Origin of the sequence: Streptomyces sp. NPDC051563, assembly GCF_044454225.1 — a bacterium.
In the GTDB taxonomy this organism is placed as follows: domain Bacteria; phylum Actinomycetota; class Actinomycetes; order Streptomycetales; family Streptomycetaceae; genus Streptomyces.
This window is the reverse complement of record NZ_JBITDL010000001.1, coordinates 19,800-39,586: the sequence shown is the minus strand read 5'-3', so window position 1 is coordinate 39,586 and position 19,787 is coordinate 19,800. Positions and strand designations below refer to the sequence as shown.

At 72.3% G+C, this 19,787-nt stretch carries 21 protein-coding genes; 16 read left to right on the top strand and 5 right to left on the bottom strand.

Going from position 1 to position 19,787, the window contains the following annotated elements; genetic code table 11:
• Positions 1-144 precede the first annotated feature (144 nt).
• The 3 genes from ACIA8F_RS00170 to ACIA8F_RS00160 form a co-directional block, all read right to left on the bottom strand.
• Positions 145-1,971 carry an acyl-CoA dehydrogenase gene (locus ACIA8F_RS00170; RefSeq protein WP_399375891.1) on the bottom strand — a complete coding sequence of 609 codons (1,827 nt, stop codon included), beginning with the start codon at positions 1,969-1,971 and terminating at the stop codon, positions 145-147.
• A 67-nt stretch (positions 1,972-2,038) separates the two neighbouring features.
• The gene (locus tag ACIA8F_RS00165) at positions 2,039-2,446 is read right to left on the bottom strand and encodes an ATP-binding protein (protein WP_399375890.1); all 408 of its coding nucleotides are present in this window, start codon (positions 2,444-2,446) and stop codon (positions 2,039-2,041) included.
• Positions 2,443-2,652, bottom strand: coding sequence for a hypothetical protein (locus tag ACIA8F_RS00160; RefSeq protein ID WP_399375889.1), 210 nt, complete (start codon positions 2,650-2,652; stop codon positions 2,443-2,445). Before ACIA8F_RS00160 ends, ACIA8F_RS00165 begins: the two co-directional genes overlap by 4 nt.
• Positions 2,653-2,766: 114 nt before the next feature.
• Here ACIA8F_RS00160 and ACIA8F_RS00155 point away from each other — a divergent pair, with 114 nt between their 5' ends.
• From ACIA8F_RS00155 to ACIA8F_RS00140, 4 genes are read left to right on the top strand one after another with little or no spacing between them, the layout of a single operon-like run.
• Positions 2,767-3,618 carry a Scr1 family TA system antitoxin-like transcriptional regulator gene (locus tag ACIA8F_RS00155; protein WP_399375888.1) on the top strand — a complete coding sequence of 284 codons (852 nt, stop codon included), beginning with the start codon at positions 2,767-2,769 and terminating at the stop codon, positions 3,616-3,618.
• Entirely contained in the window at positions 3,599-3,802 is a 204-nt protein-coding gene (locus ACIA8F_RS00150; RefSeq protein WP_399375887.1) for a DUF397 domain-containing protein, read from the top strand. Before ACIA8F_RS00155 ends, ACIA8F_RS00150 begins: the two co-directional genes overlap by 20 nt.
• A gap of 48 nt (positions 3,803-3,850) precedes the next feature.
• Complete coding sequence (locus ACIA8F_RS00145; protein ID WP_399375886.1) at positions 3,851-4,312, top strand: SseB family protein; 462 nt, start codon at positions 3,851-3,853, stop codon at positions 4,310-4,312.
• 27 nt (positions 4,313-4,339) lie between these two features.
• A complete protein-coding gene (locus tag ACIA8F_RS00140; protein ID WP_399375885.1) occupies positions 4,340-5,299 on the top strand; it encodes a helix-turn-helix domain-containing protein in 960 nt (319 codons plus the stop codon).
• 3 nt (positions 5,300-5,302) lie between these two features.
• On the opposite strand, the gene ACIA8F_RS00135 is transcribed toward ACIA8F_RS00140, so the two are convergent.
• Positions 5,303-5,713, bottom strand: coding sequence for a hypothetical protein (locus tag ACIA8F_RS00135; RefSeq protein WP_399375884.1), 411 nt, complete (start codon positions 5,711-5,713; stop codon positions 5,303-5,305).
• Positions 5,714-5,967: 254 nt separating this feature from the next.
• Here ACIA8F_RS00135 and ACIA8F_RS00130 point away from each other — a divergent pair, with 254 nt between their 5' ends.
• From ACIA8F_RS00130 to ACIA8F_RS00100, 7 genes are all read left to right on the top strand, one after another.
• Positions 5,968-6,336, top strand: a complete 369-nt coding sequence (locus tag ACIA8F_RS00130) for a hypothetical protein (RefSeq protein WP_399375883.1) — start codon at positions 5,968-5,970, stop codon at positions 6,334-6,336.
• Between the two features lie 136 nt (positions 6,337-6,472).
• Positions 6,473-6,637 carry a hypothetical protein gene (locus tag ACIA8F_RS00125; protein WP_399375882.1) on the top strand — a complete coding sequence of 55 codons (165 nt, stop codon included), beginning with the start codon at positions 6,473-6,475 and terminating at the stop codon, positions 6,635-6,637.
• Positions 6,638-6,770: 133 nt separating this feature from the next.
• Positions 6,771-7,769, top strand: a complete 999-nt coding sequence (locus ACIA8F_RS00120; protein WP_399375881.1) for a pirin family protein — start codon at positions 6,771-6,773, stop codon at positions 7,767-7,769.
• 297 nt (positions 7,770-8,066) lie between these two features.
• On the top strand, positions 8,067-9,716 hold the full coding sequence (locus tag ACIA8F_RS00115) for a peptidoglycan-binding protein (RefSeq protein ID WP_399375880.1): 1,650 nt from the start codon (positions 8,067-8,069) through the stop codon (positions 9,714-9,716).
• Positions 9,713-10,486, top strand: coding sequence for an ABC transporter ATP-binding protein (locus ACIA8F_RS00110; protein WP_399375879.1), 774 nt, complete (start codon positions 9,713-9,715; stop codon positions 10,484-10,486). The genes ACIA8F_RS00115 and ACIA8F_RS00110 overlap by 4 nt, the downstream gene beginning before the upstream one ends.
• 5 nt (positions 10,487-10,491) lie before the next feature.
• The gene (locus tag ACIA8F_RS00105) at positions 10,492-11,748 is read left to right on the top strand and encodes an ABC transporter permease (protein ID WP_399376242.1); all 1,257 of its coding nucleotides are present in this window, start codon (positions 10,492-10,494) and stop codon (positions 11,746-11,748) included.
• A gap of 100 nt (positions 11,749-11,848) precedes the next feature.
• Positions 11,849-12,616, top strand: a complete 768-nt coding sequence (locus ACIA8F_RS00100; protein WP_399375878.1) for a hypothetical protein — start codon at positions 11,849-11,851, stop codon at positions 12,614-12,616.
• Here the strand turns inward: ACIA8F_RS00100 and ACIA8F_RS00095 are convergent.
• Positions 12,582-13,463 carry an NAD(P)-dependent oxidoreductase gene (locus ACIA8F_RS00095; protein WP_399375877.1) on the bottom strand — a complete coding sequence of 294 codons (882 nt, stop codon included), beginning with the start codon at positions 13,461-13,463 and terminating at the stop codon, positions 12,582-12,584. The genes ACIA8F_RS00100 and ACIA8F_RS00095 overlap by 35 nt on opposite strands.
• Before the next feature lie 123 nt (positions 13,464-13,586).
• On the opposite strand from ACIA8F_RS00095, the gene ACIA8F_RS00090 reads away from it, so the two are divergent.
• The 5 genes from ACIA8F_RS00090 to ACIA8F_RS00070 all read left to right on the top strand — a co-directional run bounded on the left by ACIA8F_RS00090 (position 13,587) and on the right by ACIA8F_RS00070 (position 18,725).
• The gene (locus ACIA8F_RS00090) at positions 13,587-14,204 is read left to right on the top strand and encodes a TetR/AcrR family transcriptional regulator (protein ID WP_399375876.1); all 618 of its coding nucleotides are present in this window, start codon (positions 13,587-13,589) and stop codon (positions 14,202-14,204) included.
• Positions 14,205-14,360: 156 nt separating this feature from the next.
• Entirely contained in the window at positions 14,361-14,819 is a 459-nt protein-coding gene (locus tag ACIA8F_RS00085; RefSeq protein ID WP_399375875.1) for a hypothetical protein, read from the top strand.
• 185 nt (positions 14,820-15,004) lie between these two features.
• A complete protein-coding gene (locus ACIA8F_RS00080) occupies positions 15,005-15,679 on the top strand; it encodes a TnsA-like heteromeric transposase endonuclease subunit (protein WP_399375874.1) in 675 nt (224 codons plus the stop codon).
• A complete protein-coding gene (locus ACIA8F_RS00075) occupies positions 15,676-17,733 on the top strand; it encodes a transposase (protein WP_358379051.1) in 2,058 nt (685 codons plus the stop codon). Before ACIA8F_RS00080 ends, ACIA8F_RS00075 begins: the two co-directional genes overlap by 4 nt.
• Positions 17,730-18,725: an ATP-binding protein gene (locus tag ACIA8F_RS00070; RefSeq protein ID WP_358379054.1), complete on the top strand. Its 996-nt coding sequence runs from the start codon at positions 17,730-17,732 to the stop codon at positions 18,723-18,725. Before ACIA8F_RS00075 ends, ACIA8F_RS00070 begins: the two co-directional genes overlap by 4 nt.
• The last annotated feature ends 1,062 nt before the right edge of the window (positions 18,726-19,787 follow it).

Here is a 19,787-nt window from a genome sequence, read left to right as displayed (position 1 = left end):
CGGTACGGGGCCCTGCGCGCGGGGCGCGGCCGCGGGGCCCCGTACCGCCCGCGGGCGCACGCCGACGGCCGGGCCCCCGTGCGGAGGACCCGGCCGTCTGCGCGTACGTACACCGCGTACAGCTGTGGGTGGAGGGACGGGGGCCTAGAAGGCGGCCTCGTCGAGCTCCATCAGGGTGTTGTCGACGGCCTCGGCGAGCGCGCGGGCCACCGAGACGCCGGGGAGGACCTCGCCGGCGAAGAACTTCGCCGCCGCGATCTTGCCGGTGTAGAACGGCACGTCCTTGGCGGAGGCGGCCGGCAGCTTCTCGGCGGCGACGGCCGCGCCCTTGAGGAGCAGGTAACCGACGACCACGTCACCGGAGGCCATGAGCAGCCGGGTGGTGTTCTGGCCGACCTTGTAGATGTTCTTGACGTCCTCGCCGGTGGCGGTGAGGTCGACGATCATCTGGCCGACGATGGCCTCCAGGTCGACGGCCGCCTTGGCGAGCGCGTCGCGGGCCGGGGCCAGCTCCTCGCCGCCGGGGCCCTCGGCCAGGAACTTCTTGATCGTCTCGGAGAGGACGTTCAGCGAGGCACCCTGGTCGCGGACGATCTTCCGGAAGAAGAAGTCCTGGCCCTGGATGGCCGTGGTGCCCTCGTAGAGGGTGTCGATCTTGGCGTCGCGGATGTACTGCTCGATCGGGTATTCCTGCAGGTAGCCCGAGCCGCCGAAGGTCTGGAGCGACTGCGCGAGCTGCTCGTAGGACTTCTCGGAGCCGTAGCCCTTCACGATCGGCAGCAGCAGGTCGTTCAGGCCCACGAGGGACGCGGTGTCCTCGCCGGCGGCCTGCTTGACCTGGATCTCGTCCTGGACGGAGGCGGTGTAGAGCACCAGGGCGCGCATGCCCTCGGCGTACGCCTTCTGCGTCATGAGCGAGCGGCGCACGTCGGGGTGGTGCGTGATGGTGACCTTGGGGGCCGTCTTGTCCATGAAGTTGGCCAGGTCGGGACCCTGCACGCGCTCTTTGGCGTACTCCAGGGCGTTCAGGTAGCCCGTCGAGAGCGTCGCGATGGCCTTCGTGCCGACCATCATGCGGGCGAACTCGATGATCATGAACATCTGGCGGATGCCGTCGTGCTTGTCACCGATCAGCCAGCCCTTGGCGGGGTGCTGGTCGCCGAAGGTCATCTCGCACGTGTTGGAGGCCTTGAGGCCCATCTTGTGCTCGACGTTCGTCGCGTAGACGCCGTTGCGCTCGCCCAGCTCGCCGGTCTCCCAGTCGAAGTGGAACTTCGGGACCAGGAAGAGCGACAGGCCCTTGGTGCCCGCGCCGTGGCCCTCGGGGCGCGCGAGGACGTAGTGGAGGATGTTCTCCTCCATGTCGTGCTCGCCGGAGGTGATGAAGCGCTTCACGCCCTCGATGTGCCAGGAGCCGTCGTCCTGCTGGACCGCCTTCGTGCGGCCCGCGCCGACGTCCGAGCCGGCGTCCGGCTCGGTGAGGACCATGGTGGAGCCCCAGCGCTTCTCGACGGCGAGCGCGGCGATCTTCTTCTGGACCTCGTTGCCCTCTTCGAAGAGGACGCCGGCGAACGCCGGGCCGGAGGAGTACATCCACACGGCCGGGTTCGCGCCCAGGATCGTCTCGGCGAAGGCCCAGATCAGGGAGCGGGGCGAGGTGGTGCCGCCGATCTCCTCGGGCAGGCCCAGGCGCCAGTACTCGGAGTCCATGAAGGCCTTGTAGCTCTTCTTGAAGGACGCCGGCACGGGCGCGGTGTTCGTCGTCGGGTCGAAGACCGGCGGGTTGCGGTCGGCGTCCTCGAAGGAGGCGGCCAGCTCGTTCTCGGCGAGCTTGGCTATCTCACTGAGGATCGTGCGGGCGGTCTCGCCGTCCATCTCACCGAACGGGCCGGTGCCGTACACGTTGTCGCGCCCGAGCACCTCGAAGAGGTTGAACTCGATGTCGCGGAGATTCGACTTGTAGTGCCCCATGGCGACGGCTCCGTTAAGGCTCGGTGAGAGTGGTTCCTCGTGCATACCAATCGGTAACGTAATGATGCTACCCGCCGGTAATAAGAGCAACCCTTCCGTGGCGACTGTGACCAGGGTCAAGTTCGAGCTCACACCAGACCGTCTTGCTCCCGGGCCCCTGGATGACGCCCCATTGCACCGCGAGGGCGTCGAGCAGGGCTAGACCCCGCCCGGATTCGTCCCCGTCCGCGGGGTGCCGCCTTACGGGGCGTGCGTGCGGGTCGGGATCGGTGAGCTCGACCCGTGTACGGGCTGCCCTTCCGGTGACCCGCAGGGTGACGGGCGTGCCTTCGCCCAGGTGGGTGAGGGCGTTGGTCAGCAGCTCGCTGACGCAGAGCTCGGCGGTGTGGCACCCCAGGTGCTCCCGCACCGCGTGGCGGGCCAGGGGGACGGCGCCGGGGGTGGCGAGGAGGTGGAGGGTGAGGTCCCCGTTCATGGCGTGCCCGCCAGGGCGTCGGCCAGGCGCTGGGCCGTGGCCGGGTTGCAGTTGCCGAGGGCGATGAGGGGTGGGCTGGCGTACCGCCCGGCGTAGGAGAGGAGGTGGAGGTCGAGGGAGGGCAGCACGATGCCGTTCGCGGTGAGGGCGGAGCGGAGGTTCTCCAGGGCCCGGGTCGCCTCGTGGTCGTGGGGGTGGTCGCTCATGGGGCATTCCTTCGCAGCGGGGAGTGACGAACTGCTCACAGGCTGGCGTCGCTCGGCGTAGCTTGGGAAGCGTTTCGAGTCCACAGCACGAAGTGTGGAAAGCAGGCTCCGACGGTGGGTAAGAGCAAGGACATTGACGGCTCGGCGAGCGTGCCGGCGTTCTACGGCAAGGAGTTGCGCTGGCGTCGGGAGGTGGCGGGGCTCACCCTTCAGCAGACCGTCGCGGGCAGCTTTTACGGGGTCAGCTACCTGAGCGAGATCGAGCGCGGGCAGCGCCGCATGCCGATGGACCTGGCGCGGCATGTGGACGGGATCCTGGGTACGGACGGGTTCTTCGAGCGGTGCTGCGAAGACGTGCAGAAGGCGCGGAGCGGCGGCCACGCGGTGTACTTCGCACCGGTGGCGGAGAGTGAGTTGCGGGCGCGGAGTATCGAGGACTGGGCCAACTCGATCATTCCCGGCCTGCTGCAGACCCCGCCGTACACCCGCGCGATCACCTACTCGACGCACCCCATGTACCTGCCGGAGGAGGTGGAGGCGAAGGTCCAGAACCGGTTGCGCCGAGCCAGGCTCTTCGAGAACCCGAAGAGGCCGGAGTACTGGGTGATCATGCAGGAGTCGCTGCTACGGAACCCGTTGCTGTCCGGCCTGGAGATGGCGGAACAGCTGGACCACATCGCCGCGCTGACCAGGCGCCGGAGGATCGTTCCACAGATCCTTCTGTGGAACGCTGCGACCCAGCCGTTCATGGCGCATTCGATCAAGCTCCTGGAGTTCGATGCGGAGCCGCCGATCATGTACACCGAGGGTCCGTACTACGGCCAACTTGTCGAGGATCCGGCCACGGTGAAGGCCTATCGCAAGGCATACGATCGGCTCAGGGCTGCCGCACTGCCGTCCGAGGCGTCCCTCGCCATGATCGAATCTATAGCCGAGGAGCTCCGAAATGGAGAGCACCACCATTGACTTGAGCGATGCCGTCTGGCGGACGAGCACGTACAGCAACGGTGAGGACGGGGACTGCGTTGCGGTCGCCGACGGGGTGGCCGGACTCGTCCCCGTTCGGGACTCCAAGGTGCAGGGCGGGCCCGTGCTCATGGTCGGGGCCACCGCCTGGCACGGCTTCGTCCAGGGGCTGAAGTCCCACTGACCGGAACTCGACGCACCCGGAGGCCACCGCCTCGGTAGGCTTCGGGCCATGTACGGCTACGACCAGAACGTGAGCGCGGGGCAGCAGGGCGGCTACGCCCAGCCCCAGCAGGGCTACGCGCAGCAGCAGCAGCCGCTGTACCCGGAGCCCTCGCCGCCCTCCCTCGCGGACGCGGTACGCGCCTTCACGACCGGGTCGCTGTCCGCCGAGGACTTCCAGCAGATCTTCGCCTCCTCGAAGGTCTACTGCCCGCGCGGCGACACCCCGGGTTTCCTCGCGCTGCACAACACGCAGCAGCCGGTCATCCCGATGTTCACCACGCTCAAGGAGCTGCGCCGGTACGCCGGCAAGGAGTCCAAGTACTTCGTGATCACCGGCGCCGAGGTGATCGACCTGCTGCCCACCGGGTACGGGTTCGTCCTCGACATGGAGGGCGACCACCGGATGGTGTTCGACGCGAAGGCGGTCGAGCAGATGGTCGACTACGCCATGCGCCGCATGTACGGCTGACACCCAGAGCAGGGCCCGGGGGCGGACATGCTGCGCGTGCACTTCGAGGCCGAGGACCTGCTCAACATCACCTTCGCGAGCGAGCCGCTTCCCCTGGTGGAGCTCGCCCTGGCGCTCGTCGCCGCCCAGCGCACGGACCAGCAGGCGGTTTTCGGCCGTTGGCGGAGCCTGGCCGCGCGGGAGCTGCCGGAGCGGGTGCGCCCGCTCTTCGACCTGATCCGGCCCGACGGCGACAATCCCCCCTTCGTGGAGCCGTACGCGCGGAGCCTGGAGGAGGGGATCGGCGTCATACGGGACCGGGTCCCGTTCCTCACCCCGGAGGGGCTGGCCCGCGCCGCCGCCCGCGCGCCCGGGTCCCCGTCCTGGCTGCGCGCCCTGTGGGGGCAGGACCGGGAGGCCTGGCAGCAGCTCGACTCCGCGATCCGGTCCGCGTACGACGTGCTCATCGCCCCGCAGTGGCCGCGGATCCGGCAGTCCTTCCAGGCGGACGTGGCCTGGCGGACCCGGCTGCTGGCCGCCCACGGGATCAAGGCCTGCCTGGCGAGCACGCACCCGGCGGCCGGCTGGTCGGGCCTGGTCTTCGAGGTGGACCGGCCGCCGGACTTCGAGGTCCGCCTCGGCGGCCGCGGGCTCGTCCTGATGCCCTCGCCGTTCTGGACGGGCCGGCCGCTGCTGGACGACCACCCGGACGGGACGTACGTCCTCCTCTACCCGGCGATGACCCCCCTGCCCCTGGTGTCCCCGGACCGTGCGGACGGCGCGCTGGACGCGCTCCTGGGGCGGACCAGGGCCGCCGTCCTCCAGCTGCTCACCGAGCAGCGCACCACCTCCGAGCTGGCCCGCGACCTCGACATCAGCCTCCCGTCGGTCTCGGAGCACACCCGCACCCTGCGCGCGGCGGGCCTGATCACCACGGCCCGCACCGGCAAGGCGGTCCTGCACTCCGCGACGGCGCTGGGCGTGGACCTCCTCCACAGCGGCGGCTGAGCTTCAGGAGCGGTGGCGGCGCCGCCAGAAGACCGCGGCCGTCGCGGCCAGTGCGAGGGCGAGGGCGCCGTACGTCCACAGGAGGGTGAGGTCGGGGCGGTGCGCCAGGGAGGTACGGACGCCCGCGAAGGCCAGGGCGCCGACCGCCTGGGCGCCGCCCTCCACGCCCACGAACCCGGTCGACCAGCGCAGCAGCAGGCCCCAGGCCAGGCAGAGGGCGCCCCAGGTGGCGAGGTAGGGCCACGGCGAGCCGGGGAGGGGTTCCAGCGGGAGGCCGGTGGCCGCCCACCGACAGGTGGCGTACCCGACGGCCACGACCACGGCCGTGACGGCGGCGGACGAGCCCAGCGCGGCGAGCGCGGCCCGTGGCTTCCCGTGCTCGGTGCTCGCCTCCGGGCCGGTCGAGGTGGTCACTGAGCGGGCTCCTGCCGTGCGGCGTGCGCGGGTTCGCGCGCATCGATCATGTCGATCATGAGGACGCCCGTCCGGGGCCTCTGGTTGTCCCGGGAGGGACCGCTCTCCCCGGACCGGGCGGATCGACCGGGCGGGCCGACCTTTCGGCCTCCACCGAAACCATCGCGGGGGTGGCAGGGCGGGCCGGAACATCGGTGCAGCGGAGGAACCGGGGGACGCACGGGGACCCGCCTTCACCGACCAAGGAGACCGCCATGTCACGCACATCCGTCCGCACGAAGCTCGCCGCCGGTGCAGCCACCGGGGTCATGACGCTCGCCACGGCCATCCTCGGGGCCGGATCCGCGCAGGCGTCGCCGTCGGACTGTCCGGTGGGTTCCGTGTGCATCTACGGGCAAGGCACGGGCTGGAACGACATCATCTGGTCGAGGTCCGCGGCGGGCACCTACAACCTCTCCAACATGGAGGGGGACCACGTCATCTACAACAACCAGACCAACGGCTGGAAGTTCTGGACGTGCACCGGTTACAACGGCACCGGCTGCTCCACCGGCTACCTTCCGGCCGGTACGTACATGGTGAAGAACCTGTCACCGATCAACTCGGTGAAGATCACGCCGTGACGCGGTGCGGCGCAGCGCCGTGCGGGGTCCGTCGCCGGGAGCCCACGGGGGTGGCCCCCGGCACCGCACCCCGCACGCGTGCACGCACTCGACCCGGCCACTCGGCTCCGGTCGATCCCGATCCGAGGAGACAGCGATGACCCGTACCCGCTCCACTTCCGCCACGCGTACGCGGCTCCGATCGAAGATCGCCGCCGTACTGGCGACCGCGGCGCTGACCATGGGCGCCGGCGCCCTCGCCGCGGCTCCGGCCGGGGCGGCGCCGGCGCACTGGTGCCGGTTCCACCCCAGCTGCGACTGACGGGCCGCGCGCCGAGCGCGCGGTCGGGGGAACCTGAGACCCCGGGGGAATTCCCCCGGGGTCTTCTCTGTTCTGTCGGGTGGCAGAAAGTTCGGGTTTCAACTAAACTCGACGCCAGAAGGAGGTTCCGACCATGCCTGCAGTGACTGTGGAGAACCCGTTGACGCTCCCGCGCGTCGGGGAGCCGGCCCAGGAGACGACCGCCCGCAAGGTGCTGGCCGTCACGACCGCCCCGGGCGGCTTCGAGGGCGAGGGGTTCCCGGTGCGCCGTGCGTTCGCCGGGATCAACTACCAGTACCTCGACCCGTTCATCATGATGGACCAGATGGGCGAGGTGGAGTACGCGCCGGGCGAGCCCAAGGGCACCCCCTGGCACCCCCACCGCGGCTTCGAGACCGTCACCTACCTGATCGACGGAACCTTCGTCCACCAGGACAGCAACGGCGGCGGCGGAGTCATCAACGGCGGCGACACCCAGTGGATGACGGCGGGCAGCGGCCTGCTGCACATCGAGGCGCCGCCGGAGTCGCTCGTGGTGTCCGGCGGGCTCTTCCACGGCCTCCAGCTGTGGGTGAACCTCCCCGCCTCCGACAAGATGATGCCCCCGCGCTACCAGGACATCGGCGGCGGCCAGGTCCAGCTGCTCTCCACCCCGGACGGCGGCGCCCTGCTCCGCGTCATCGCCGGCGAGCTGGACGGCCACCAGGGCCCCGGCATCACCCACACCCCGATCACGATGATCCACGCGACGGTCGCACCCGGCGCGCAGATCACCCTCCCGTGGCGCGAGGACTTCAACGCCCTGGCGTACGTACTGGCCGGGCGCGGCTCGGTCGGCGAGGACCGGCGGCCCATCCACACCGGGCAGACCGCGGTCTTCGGCGAGGGCGGCTCGCTGACCCTGCGCGCGGACGAGGGCCAGGACGCCAACGCCCCCGCGCTGGAGGTCGTCCTGCTCGGCGGAGCGCCGATCCGGGAGCCGATGGCGCACTACGGGCCGTTCGTGATGAACAGCAAGCACGAACTCCAGCAGGCGTTCGACGACTTCCAGGCCGGCCGGCTGGGCCGCATCCCCACCACCGAGCGCACCGGCCTCGGTCACCGCGGCGCGGGCGAGGTGTCGGAGGACTGACCCCGAGCCCGGGGTGCGGACCCCGGGTCCCGGACCCCGCTCCACGTACGGCGAAGCCCCTGGCCAGCGGCCCGGGGCTTCGCCGTGTCGCGGGGCGGTGGGCGGCTCAAGTCGGCTCTGCTTCCATCGAATTGATCATGGCTGGAACTTGATCGTTCGGCGCTGGTGGGACGGTGGACGTACCCGCGCACACGACCTATTCTTTGGGCGCTCGGCCCGGGAAGGTGCCGTCAGACTCATGCCCCGGTCCGCCCCCGGCCCGCCCCCGGCGGGTCCGCCGGGCGAGGGGGGACTTGGATGGCGCAGGACACGGGCACGGCCGTCGACGTGGCTCAGCCGGGCCCTCCGGAGGCGGGTACGGCGCTCGACGTGGTTCAGCCGGGCCTCCCGGAGCCGGGTACGGCGCTCGACGTGGTTCAGCCGGGCCCTCCGGAGCCGGACCTGCCCGGAGCGGGGGCGCGCGGTGCGTCCGGACGGCGCCGGTGGGTGGCGGCCGTCGCGGTGGGCGCCGTACTGACCACCCTCGGCGGGATGGGCGCGGCGCTGGTGGTGAAGTCCCCGGCGCAGGCCGCCGCGGAGGCCGCGGCCCCGCGCGCCGACGTGCTGACCGCGACCGTGGAACGCCGGGTGCTCACCTCGTCCGTCATCACCCGCGGCCAGGTCGTCGCGGGCCAGACCGTCGAGGTGATACCCCAGGTGTCCGCCGGGACGGGCGCCGCACGGCCCGTGATCACCAAGATGCGGGTCCGGCCGGGGGACACGGTCCAGGCGGGACAGGTCCTGATGGAGGTGTCCGGGCGGCCCGTGTTCGTCCTGGAGGGCAGCCTGCCCGTCTACCGCGACCTGGTGCCGGGCGCCACGGGCGACGACATCGCCCAGCTGCAGAAGGCGCTGAAGGCACTCGGCCGCTCCTCGGCCCCGGACCCGGCGGGCAGCTTCGGTGCCGGGACCAAGGCCGCGCTCACCTCCTTCTACACGGCGATGGGCTACGCCCCGGTGTCCGCGAACGGGGCCGGGGGCGACCCGGTGGAAGAGGCCCGGAGCCAGGTCACCCTCGCCCAGCGGGCACTGGAAGACGCCAGGAGCGCGCAGGCGCAGGCGTCCAAGTCCGGGTCCGGTTCCGGCTCCAAGCCCGGGTCCGGGTCCGGGGCCGGGGAGGACGCCGGGCCGGGGGCCAAGCCGGGATCCGGGGCGCGGGCCGAGGCGGAGGCCGGCGCCGCCCGGGACGGGGCGAAGGCCGTGCGCAGGGCGCAGGAGGACCTGGCCGAGGCCAGGAAGAAGCTCACCGCCGCGGAGGCGGTGGCCGGGCCGAAGCTGCCCGCGGGCGAGGTGGTGTTCCTCCAGAGCTTCCCGGCCCGCGTGGACTCGGTGGCCGCGAAGGTGGGCGCCGAGGCCACCGGGACCGCCATGACGCTGTCCGCCGGCAAGCTGGTGGTGCAGGCGCGCGTGCCCGAGTACCAGAAGGACCTCGTGCGGCCCGGCCGTGCGGCCGAGATCTACTCCGAGGTGACCGGCCTGTCCGCGAAGGGCGAGGTCACGCTCGTCTCCGACAAGCCCTCCACGGCCGGCGCCCCGTCCGGACAGGCGCCGGGCGGCGCGGACGCACCCGCGCCGGGCGGTGTCCAGGGCGCGAGCGGATGGCTCGTGGAGATCACTCCCGGCGCGCCGCTGAAGGCGGAGCTGACCGGCCAGGACGTGCGCGTCACCGTCACCGCGGCCTCGACGGACGGCGCCTCGCTCGTCGTACCGATCACCGCGATCAGCTCCGGGGCCGACGGCCGGACCACCGTGACCGTGCTCGCCGGGAGCGGGGAGCGGCGCCGGGTGGAGATACGGACGGGGACGGCGGGGGACGGGTTCGTGGCCGTCACGCCCGTGGCGGACGGCTCGTTGGCGAGCGGAGACAGGGTGATCACCGGAGTGGCCCGTGAGAAGGCCTCCCCGTGAGCGCAGATGAGACGCCGGACGAGCCGGAACCGGTCATCGAGTTCCGCGGGATCGCGCTGACCTACCCCGGCCCGCCGCCCGTGGCCGCCCTCCGGGCGTGCGATCTGACCGTCGGGCGGGGCGAGTTCGTCGCCGTCGTCGGTCCGTCCGGTTCGGGGAAGTCCACGTTCCTCAACATCGTCGGCCTGCTGGACGCGCCCACCGGCGGAACGTACCTCCTGGACGGCATCGACACCGGCACCCTCCGGGACGCCGACCGCACCGCCCTGCGCGGACTGCGCATCGGCTTCGTGTTCCAGTCCTTCCATCTGCTGCCCCAGCGCAGCGCGTTGGAGAACGTCACGCTCGCCCTCGTCTACGACGGCACCCCGCGCCGGGAGCGGCGGGCCCGGGCCCGCCGCGCACTGGAGCAGGTGGGCCTCGGCCACCGCATCGACGCGCTGCCCACGCGGCTGTCCGGCGGAGAACGCCAGCGGGTGGCCATCGCCCGCGCGCTGGTGACCCGGCCCTCCCTGCTGCTGTGCGACGAGCCGACCGGCAACCTCGACACGGCGAACGCCGACGCGGTACTGGCCCTGCTGGAGAGGCTGCACGCGGACGAGGGCATGACGGTCCTGGTGATCACCCACGATCCGCTCGTCGCCGCCCGCGCCAAGCGCACGGTGACCATCCGGGACGGGGTGCTGAGCGTCTCGGAGCCGGCCGCGTCCGAGGCGGCCGTGGGGGAGGCGCCCGTTCTGGAGGCGGCCGTGGCGGAGTCCGCCACGTGAGGCTCATGCGGTGGCGCGTGCGGCGGCGCGTGCGGCGGGACGGCCGCATCCGGCCCTCCGTGTTCGGCTGGCGCGACGTGCTCTCCGAGTCCCTCGCCGGAATGCTCCAGCGGCCCGGCCGCTCGGCGCTGACCGCGCTCGGCACGGTGCTCGGCGTGGGCACGTTCGTGGCGATCCTCGGGCTGACCGCCACCACCTCCTCGCAGATCGACACCCGCTTCAACGCCCTCAGCGCGACCGAGGTGACCGTCGAGGACGTCGCCAACGAACGCGACGAGTTCGCCGGGCCCGCCTTCCCGGCGGACGCCGACGCACGGATCGAGCGGCTCAACGGGGTCGAGCGCGCCGGGGTGTTCTGGCCGGTCAGGCTGTCGGCGGCGGAGGCCGTGCGGGCCTCCGTCGTCGCCGGGGACCGCGGCGCCCCGACCAGTACCGACGTCGTGGCCGCCTCGCCCGGGGTGCTCGCCGCGGCGGGCGCCCGGCTGGCCGAGGGAAGGCTCTACGACGCCTTCGCCGCGGACCGGGAGGCGCCGGTGGCCGTCATCGGTACGGCCGTCGCCGACCGGCTCGGCATCACCACGCTGGAGACCAGCCCGGCGATCTTCATCGGCGGCCGGCCGTTCACCGTCATCGGCATCGTCGCCGACACGGACCGCAAGGCCGACCTGCTGATGTCGGTCGTCGTACCCCGCACCACGGCGGAACGGATCTGGGGCGGACCCGGCCCCGGCGGAGCGCGGATGCTGGTCGCGACCAGACTCGGCGCCGCCCAGCAGATCGGGCGGCTGGCCCCGACGGCGCTGCGCCCCGACCACCCGGAGTACTTCAAGGTCGTCCCGCCGCCGGACCCCAAGATGCTGCGGGGCCAGGTCGGCGACGACCTGAACCGGCTGTTCCTCCTGCTGGCATCCATCTGCCTGGTGATCGGCGCCGTCGGCATCGCCAACACCACCCTGGTCGCCGTCCTGGAGCGCACCGGGGAGATCGGCCTGCGCCGGGCCCTGGGCGCCCGCGGACGCCACATCACCGTGCAGTTCCTCGCGGAGTCCGGCGCGCTCGGCGCGCTGGGCGGCCTCGTCGGGACCTCCCTGGGGGTCCTCACCGTGGTCCTCGTCGCCGTGGTCCGCGACTGGACCCCGGTGATCCACCCGGCGACGGCGGCCGCGGCACCGGTCATCGGACTGGTGACGGGCCTCGTCGCCGGCCTGTACCCGGCATGGCGCGCCGCCCGCATCCAGCCGGCGGAGGCCCTGCGCCGCTGAGGGCCTGCGGCGCCGGGGGCCTGCGCCGCTGAGGCCCTGCGCCGCTGGGGGGCCGCCCGGGCTCTTGCGGGCCGCGAGGCCGTCGCCGATCGTCGTCTCCATGGGGATGCTGACGACCTGTCTGGTCTCGCTCGCGGCGGTGAACACCGCCTTCGGACTGCTCCGGCTGTGGCGGCGTTCGGTGGAGGCCCGGATCGTCCGGCAGGTGCGGGCCCTGCCGGAGCGCGACGCCTACCACGCGGAACTGCTGGGTGCCGCCGAGCCGTTGTGCGCGCGGAACCACCAGCCCGACCGGCTGGCACGCAACTCCCACCGGGCGTCGGCCGTGGCCCTCCGGCTGCTGAAGGAGGAGCGCGCCCTGCCCGGCGGCGACGGGGACGGCGATGGCGATGGCGACGGCGATGGCGACGGCCCGGAGCCCGTGCAGGCGGCGTCCGGGCCGGCCCACCCGGTCACCGCTGCCGCGTTCCGTGCGCTCCACTGGTACGAGCCGGACGGGCGCCGGTCCCGCCTCGGCGTCAACGGCGCGGATCCGGCCTTCCAGGCGGCCGTCCGGGCCCACCTGGACGAGCTCTTCGCCCGGGCCCCGGCGGCCCGCCTCCACATGAGCCCCTTCTGGCATCAAGCGGCCCTGTGGGCCTACGGCACCGGCGCGGCGGCCCCCGCCGTCCACGCCTTCCTCCTCCTGCGCGCCAGCGACCCCGCCGACCCCGCTGTCGTGGGGGGCTCCTTCGTGCTGGCCTCCCTCGTCTTCGTGGCGGCCCTCGTCGTGCTCACGGCCCAGGCCGGCACCACCTGGCACCCCCTCGCGGACCGGGAGGTCCCGGCCGCCCTCAGGCTGCCGGCGGCGCCCCCTGGAGCAGGCTGACCAGCCGCGAGCTGCTGTCGGCGCCGAAGCCCGCGGCGACCCCGCGACGGTAGAGGTCGGCGTGCGCCGTCAGGATCCCGGTGTCCACCCCGGAGTCGGCGGCGGTGTGCAGGACGTGCTCCACGCTCGCCGCGCACATCGCGAGGCGCTGGTGGGTGCCCTCGTGCGCCTCCGCGTCGAGCAGCGGGGCGGAGCCCTCGTAGAAGCCGCGCATGCTGTCGGCCGTGTAGGCCGCGTACGGCACGAGGTCCGCGGCCGTCAGGCCGTTGGCCCGCGCCACGGCGAGGGCCTGGTACCAGCCGGTGTACGCGGTCCAGAACATGATCATGTTGAGCTGGTAGTAGAGCTGGGCATAGCCGGGGTCGGTGCCCCGGTAGTCGGTGGCGGCGAGCAGGTCGAGCGCCGTGCGGTGGGCGGCGTAGACCTCCTCGGGGCCGCTGACGAAGATCGACGAGCCCTCCCGGCCGATGCCGGACGGCGGCACGTTGACCCCGCCGGTGAGGTACGCGGCCCCGCGCTCCTGCGCCCAGCGAGCGGCCGCCCGGGCCTTGTCGGGGACGTCGGAGGACAGGTTGGCCAGGACCCGGCCGCGGAGGTCGGCGTCGCCGAGGGCCGTGTACATGGCCTCCACGTCGATGAGGCTGAGCACCGTCAGTCCGCTCGCCGCGACCGCGTCGGCGGCGCTGCCGGCCCGCCGCGCACCGCGTGCCACGAGCTCGGTGTCCTTGCCGGGGCTGCGGTTCCAGACGGTGACCTCGTATCCGGCGTCCAGGTAGGCGGCGGCCATGGCCCGCCCCATGGGGCCGAGTCCGATGACGGTGACCGCGGGGGTCCGGTCCTGGTTCATGGCAGAGCTCTCCTCGGATGGGTGGATCGATCTCTGGAACGAACGCTCTATCCAGCGCTCGGAACGAACGTAGCACGCACTAGAACGAACGCTCTATCCAGATCCGGGAGTAAGGTTCTCCGCATGGCAGCAGCAGAGGTGAAGACGGCGGACGGACTCGGGACGCGGGAGCGGCTGGTCCGTACCGCCTCGCGCCTCCTCCAGCACGGCGGGTACGAGAACACGCCGGTCAAGCAGCTCGTCCGCGAGGCGGGAGCCACCCTCGGCTCGCTCTACCACTTCTTTCCCGGGGGCAAGCAGGAGCTCGCGGTCGCCGCGATCCACTTCGGCGACGAGGAGTTCGCCGAGGCGCTCCGCTTCGGGCTGTCCGCCCACGCGGACCCGGCGCGCGCCATGGAGGCGGTCACGGAGCTGCTCGCCGAGGCGCTCGAAGCGTCCGACTGGCGCGACGGCTGCCCCGTGACGACCACGGCCCTGGAGTCGGTCGGCCGGCTGCCCGAGCTCCAGGCGGCCTGCGCCCGGGCCTTCGCGAACTGGCAGGAGCTCGTCGCCGCGAAGCTCCTGGCCTGCGGCCACCCGGAGGCGGAGGCCCGCGAACTGGCGGTCACCGTGATCAACACCCTGGAGGGCGCCGAGATGACCTCCCAGGTCACCCGGAGCCGCACCCCGCTCCTCCTGGCGGGCCGGCACCTGTCGCGCCTGGTCTCCTCGTACGCCGCCGGAAGCGCCGCGAGCGCCTGAGGCGCCTGAAGCGCCTGAGGCACCGGAACCGCGCAGGGTCCATCGGATTGATCATCGGGACCTTCGGCGGGCGGGGGCGGCGACCGCGGGCTGTTGGCTTATCCGTGGCATACACGCACAGCAGATCAGCCCATCAGCCCAGCGAAAGAGTCCGAGTTGAACACCGCACCTTCTCCCGTCCCCCCGACGTACCCCACCGGTCCGTACGTCCCGCAGGAGATGCCGAAGGCGGTGAAGACCGCGCGGATCGCGCTGTTCGTCGGGGCGGGCCTGAACATCGTGATCGGGCTCTTCCTCATCGTGCTCACCGTCGTCGGACCGACCGTGGACGAGACCGGCGACGCGGGGCTCACCTCCGGGGCCTTCCTGCTCGTCGGTCTGATCTCCGTGCTCACGGGCGTCGCCTGCCTGCTGGTAGGCCTCAAGTTCCGCACGGGCGGGTCGGGAGTGCGGACGGCGGCCATCGTGATCGCGGCGCTCACCGGCGCCAGTGCCCTGTTCGGGCTGATCTCCGGAGACGGGGCGTCCGGACCGAGCTTCGTCTTCACGGCGATCGTCCTGTCCTGCTGCCTGAAGAAGGAGAGCGCGGCCTGGTTCGCCCGGCCCCGGGCGTAGTGTCCTCCGACAACGAATCTTGTTCGATTGCCACCGAAGTCTGACGAACCGTACTTTTCTGTCATCGAAGCTTGAGCACTCGGAACGATCGCTGGTCTGGGGGCGTGGTGGGGGCACCTGAGCGTGCGTACGGGGATGCAGCGTTAGCGGCCTTCGAGCTGGACTTTTCTGTGTCGGGTGAGCGGGTGCGGGTGACGCTGGCCGAGGGGTGGAGTGCGCGGTTCGAGGAGGCCGAGCCGGTTCGTGGCTTCCGGTGGGACAAGGGTGCCCGGGGCTTCGCGGGCTGGTACTACGCCGTCACCGCGGCGGACTTGATCGGGTTCGAGTCCTGGCTGGAGCGGGACCGGCTGATCCTGCTGGACCGGGATCCGGATGTCGTGGGGGTGGCCTCGCAGCCGTTCTGGCTGCACTGGCACGACGGACAGCGTGCGCGCCGGCACGCGCCGGACTACTTCGTACGCCTCGCGGACGGGCGGGCTCGTGTGGTCGACGTCCGGGCTGGCGACCAGATCGACGAGGCGTCCGCGGAGGCCTTCGCGGCGACGGAGCGGGCCTGCCGGGCGGTGGGCTGGGAGTTCGTACGGGTGGGGGTGGCCGATCCGGTGCTGATGGCGAACGTGCGGTGGCTGGTGCGCTACCGCCGGGCCCGGTCCGCCCGCCGGCCGGACGTCGTGGACGGCCTGTTGGAGCTGTTCGCCGAGCCGGGCCCGCTGCGGGCCGGGGCGGTGCGGGTGGGCGATCCGCTGCTGGTGCTGCCGCACCTGTTCCATCTGCTGTGGTCCGGCGTCTTGACGGCGGACCTGGGCGGGGAACTGCTGCACAGCGGGACCGTGATCTGGGCGAGGGGGACGAGCTGGTGACGTATCTGCAGCGGCCGGCCGCGATCGAGGCCGGCGCCTGGGTGCGGGCCTCGGGGCAGGTCCGGGCGGTGGTGGCGGTCTCGGCGACGTCGGTGACGCTGACCGGCGAGGGGGAAGCGGAGCTGCTGGTGGTCGGGACGGGCGAGCTGCTGGCCGCGGAGGACTTCGCGGTGATCGGCAGCCCGGTGCGGATGCCACTGCCGGCCGCGTCGCTGCTGGAGACGCTGCCGCAGGAGGCGAGGCAGAAGGCTCTTTGGTGGGAGGGGCACATTCTCGAGGTGCTGCACGGCCTGCCGCCGGGCGCGGGCCCGGGCGCCGAGCGCCGGCCCGAGTACGGTCCGGGCCGGTCGTTGACGGTCCGCGAGCGGGCGAAGGCCGCCGAGCTGACCGCGGCGGGCCACCCGGCCGCGGCGAGCACGGTCGCCCTCAAGCGGCGCCGCTACCAGGCCCAGGGCGTGATGGGGCTGGCCGATCACCGGCCGGTCCGCAAGAAGCCGGCGTTCGGGGCGGTGGACGACCGAGTCGTGGCGGCGATGCGGCAGGCGATCGTCGAGGCCGTCGACGCCTCCACCCGCAGGGGCACGTTCATCATCTGGCGGACCGGCGAGCTGCTGCGGCAGACGCCCGAGGGCCGGGCGGTGAAGCTGCCCTCGGAGCGGACCCTCTACCGGCTGCTGGCCAAGCTCACCGACGGCACCCACACCTTCGGCTCGGCCGTCACCCGGCGTTCGCGCGCCCACGGGGCGGTGGGGCCGTTCGGCGAGCGGACGGTCTTCGCGCCGGGCGAGATCATGCAGATCGACTCCACCCCGCTCGACGTCCTGGTCCTGCTGGACAGCGGGGTGACCGGGAAGGTCGATCTCACCGGCATGATCGACGTCGCGACGAGGACGCTGACCGCGGCGGTGCTGCGGCCGACCACGAAGTCGGTCGACGCGAGCGTGCTGCTGGCCCGCACGGTCACCCCCGAGCCCATGCGGCCGGGCTGGGCGGACGCGTTGGCGATGTCCCGCTCGGTGCTGCCGCACCGTCGGCTCCTTCAGCTCGACGAACGCCTGGCGTACGCCGCCGCCCGGCCGGTGATCGTGCCGGAGACGATCGTCTGCGACCACGGGAAGGTCTTCGTCTCCCGCAACTTCCAGTCCTCCTGCCGGTTCCTGCAGATCGAGTTCCAGCCCACGCACAAGGGCTCGCCCTTCGAGAAGGGCCACATCGAGAAGATGCTCGGCTCGGTGGCCACCTTGTTCGCCCAGTTCGTGGCCGGCTACACCGGCCGCAGCACCGACCACCGCGGCCGTCACCTGGAGCGCGAGCGACTGTGGTCCCTGTTGGAACTGCAGGAGTTGCTGGACGAGTGGATCGTCGCCGCGTGGCAGAACCGTCCGCACGACGGCCTGCGGGATCCCGCGCACCCCGGCCGGGCATTCACCCCGAACGAGAAGTACGCCGCCCTCATCGAGGCATGCGGCTACGTCCCGGTCGCGCTGAGCGGCGACGACTACGTCGAGCTGCTGCCCGCCCTCTGGCGGGTCGTCAACGACTACGGCATCCGGATCAAGAACCGGATCTACGACAGCGAGGAGTTGGGCCCGATGCGGCGCCAGCACTCGGGGGTCCAGGCCAAGCGCGGGCTCTGGGAGGTCCACCACGACCCCTACGACGTCTCCCGCATCTGGGTACGCGACCACCTCGGTGACGGCGGGTGGGTGCCGGCCACCTGGAAGTACCTGAAGCGGGTTCCGGTGCCGTTCGGGGACCTGGCCTGGGACCACGTCGCCCGGCAGCTGCCCGAGGCGACGGAGGAGGAACTCGCCGACGCCGTCTCCGCCCTGCTGACCCGCGCGCACGGCGGCCCGCCCGGCGAGCCAGGCCGCCAGCCGAGCCGGCGCGAGCAGCGGGTGGCGGCCCGCACCAAGAACACCGGCCCTTCCATCCCGGCCCCGGCAGCCGAGCCTGCCGAACCGGTCACCGAGCCGGAAGAACGGGAGTCCCTGGCCGAAGTGATTCCGCTGGGGCTGTTCGACCCGCTCGAAGACCCCTGGAGGCGGAAGTGAGCGAGCCGGAGGAGCCGGGACAGCACCTGACCACCCTCGAAGGCTGGCTCCGGTTCACCGACCGCCCTCCCGAGGCTCCGCCGTTGCTCTCCCCGGAACAGTACGCCGCCCTGCCCGCGGCGAAGCGGACGGCCTACGACGAGGACCGGCTCGACTACCACACCCGCCTGCTGGTGGTCCGCACCTCCACCGTCCAGCACACCGTCGCCACCGGCCGACGCCTCGTCCTGCTCAACCGGCACGCGATCAGCGCCCGCCGCGGGCTGATCGTCTCCGGCCCGGCCGGCACCGGCAAGACGATCGCCATCACCCAGCTCGGCCTGGCCCACGAACTCCTGGACCGCTCACGCCATCCCGACGACCTGGGCCGCATCCCAGTCGTCTACATCACCGTCCCACCCGCCGCCACACCCCGCATGATCGCGGCGGAGTTCGCCCGCTTCCTCGGCCTGCCGGTGACCCCCCGGTTCAACATCACCGACATCATCGAAGCCGTCGTCGGCGTCTGCACCGACGCCCGCACCGGCCTGGTCCTCGTCGACGAGCTCCACAACATCTCGCTGACCAGCCGCAACGGCGCCGAGGTCGCCGACACCCTCAAGTACTTCTCCGAGCGCATCCCCGCGACGTTCGTCTACGCCGGCATCAACGTCGAGCGACTCCTGGCCGGCGTCCGCGGTGAACAGATCGCCGGCCGCTTCACCCTCATCCGCACCCACCCCTTCCCCTACGGACCCGAGTGGAAGGGCCTGGTCAGGACCCTGGAAGGCACGCTGGTCCTGCTCAAGCACGAACCGTTCAGCCTGATCAGCCTCGACCGCTTCCTCCACGAACGCTGCGGCGGCATGATCGGCTCCCTCTCCCACCAGATCCGCGGCGCCGCGATCGACGCGATCCTCACCGGCACCGAGGAACTCACCAAGTACGGCCTGGAGGACGTTCCGCTCGACCTCGCCGCCTCGCCCAAGCCCCGCAGGCGGACCACCCGGTGACCCCCGACATGGAACCGGACCCCACCGTCACCCGCCTCCCGCGCCAAGTGCGGCCCCTGGACCGCGAAGGCGTCGAAGCCTTCATCGTCCGGCTCGCCCAAGCCAACCACCTCCAGCCCGCCTACCTGCGGGACTACCTCTGCCCGCCGCCCCACCACCGCGGGAAACCGAGCTGGGGCCGGCTCGCCGCAGCAACCGGCCGTCACCCCGCCGCCCTCCGAGAAGCCCTCGAAGGCCCGGCAACCCGATGCGCCGAGTGCGACGCCCCGCTCCCCCCGAAGGGCACCGCCGGCGGAAGCCCCCGACGCCACTGCTCCGCCCGCTGCCGCCAACGCGCCCATCTGCAACGCACCATCGGCACCCCGACCTGCGGATACTGCGGAATCGAACTGCCCCGGACCCCGGGGAAGAGCACACCGTCCTGGTGTTCCCCACGCTGCCGCCGGATGGCACACCGCCAAGGAGTCGAGCGGCCCCCCGAGCCGGCCACGACCGCCTCCCCGGCGAAGCTCTGCACGAAGTGCGGCGAGATCATCCACCGCATCCCCGTGAGCCGCCGCGGTCCGGCGGGCTACTGCCAGCGATGCCGAGACCAGGACTACCTCCAACGCCAGCAGAACCCCGCCCAACCTCCCGCCGGCCACAGCGTCCCCACGGGCCCGACATGCGGCTTCTGCCGAACCCCCATGGACTCGGCCTCAGCAGCCCGACGGTGGTGCTCACACGCCTGCCGACAGGCCGCCTACAGAGCCCGCAAGCTCGGCGAGATCCCGGTGTCCTACGCAGAGTAGATGTCAGTGCGGCGCAGGGTTTCGTCAGTGTGTGCTCTCTGGCGCGCGAGGCCGGGATCCGGAGGCGACCATGCCGGAGTTGGCTCGGCACACCGACCCGGGTGGCGCCCCGCACCGCGGGCAGTGTCCGTGCTCGATCAGCCCGGCGCGGGCGTCTCGCATACCCATCCCTTTTCTGCGGTGTGCCCGCCGGTTCGAGACGCCTTGTCGGGACGGCTCTCGCGCTCCGGCCGCCCCGGCGGGCTACCGTCCCGGAACCGGTCGGTTCCGG

Coding starts and splice junctions, on each gene's coding strand:
- ACIA8F_RS00170 (WP_399375891.1), bottom strand. CDS start 1,971: ATGGGGCACTACAAGTCGAATCTCCGCGACATCGAGTTCAACCTCTTC.
- ACIA8F_RS00165 (WP_399375890.1), bottom strand. CDS start 2,446: ATGAACGGGGACCTCACCCTCCACCTCCTCGCCACCCCCGGCGCCGTC.
- ACIA8F_RS00160 (WP_399375889.1), bottom strand. CDS start 2,652: ATGAGCGACCACCCCCACGACCACGAGGCGACCCGGGCCCTGGAGAAC.
- ACIA8F_RS00150 (WP_399375887.1), top strand. CDS start 3,599: ATGGAGAGCACCACCATTGACTTGAGCGATGCCGTCTGGCGGACGAGC.
- ACIA8F_RS00145 (WP_399375886.1), top strand. CDS start 3,851: ATGTACGGCTACGACCAGAACGTGAGCGCGGGGCAGCAGGGCGGCTAC.
- ACIA8F_RS00140 (WP_399375885.1), top strand. CDS start 4,340: ATGCTGCGCGTGCACTTCGAGGCCGAGGACCTGCTCAACATCACCTTC.
- ACIA8F_RS00130 (WP_399375883.1), top strand. CDS start 5,968: ATGTCACGCACATCCGTCCGCACGAAGCTCGCCGCCGGTGCAGCCACC.
- ACIA8F_RS00125 (WP_399375882.1), top strand. CDS start 6,473: ATGACCCGTACCCGCTCCACTTCCGCCACGCGTACGCGGCTCCGATCG.
- ACIA8F_RS00120 (WP_399375881.1), top strand. CDS start 6,771: ATGCCTGCAGTGACTGTGGAGAACCCGTTGACGCTCCCGCGCGTCGGG.
- ACIA8F_RS00115 (WP_399375880.1), top strand. CDS start 8,067: ATGGCGCAGGACACGGGCACGGCCGTCGACGTGGCTCAGCCGGGCCCT.
- ACIA8F_RS00105 (WP_399376242.1), top strand. CDS start 10,492: ATGCGGTGGCGCGTGCGGCGGCGCGTGCGGCGGGACGGCCGCATCCGG.
- ACIA8F_RS00100 (WP_399375878.1), top strand. CDS start 11,849: ATGGGGATGCTGACGACCTGTCTGGTCTCGCTCGCGGCGGTGAACACC.
- ACIA8F_RS00095 (WP_399375877.1), bottom strand. CDS start 13,463: ATGAACCAGGACCGGACCCCCGCGGTCACCGTCATCGGACTCGGCCCC.
- ACIA8F_RS00090 (WP_399375876.1), top strand. CDS start 13,587: ATGGCAGCAGCAGAGGTGAAGACGGCGGACGGACTCGGGACGCGGGAG.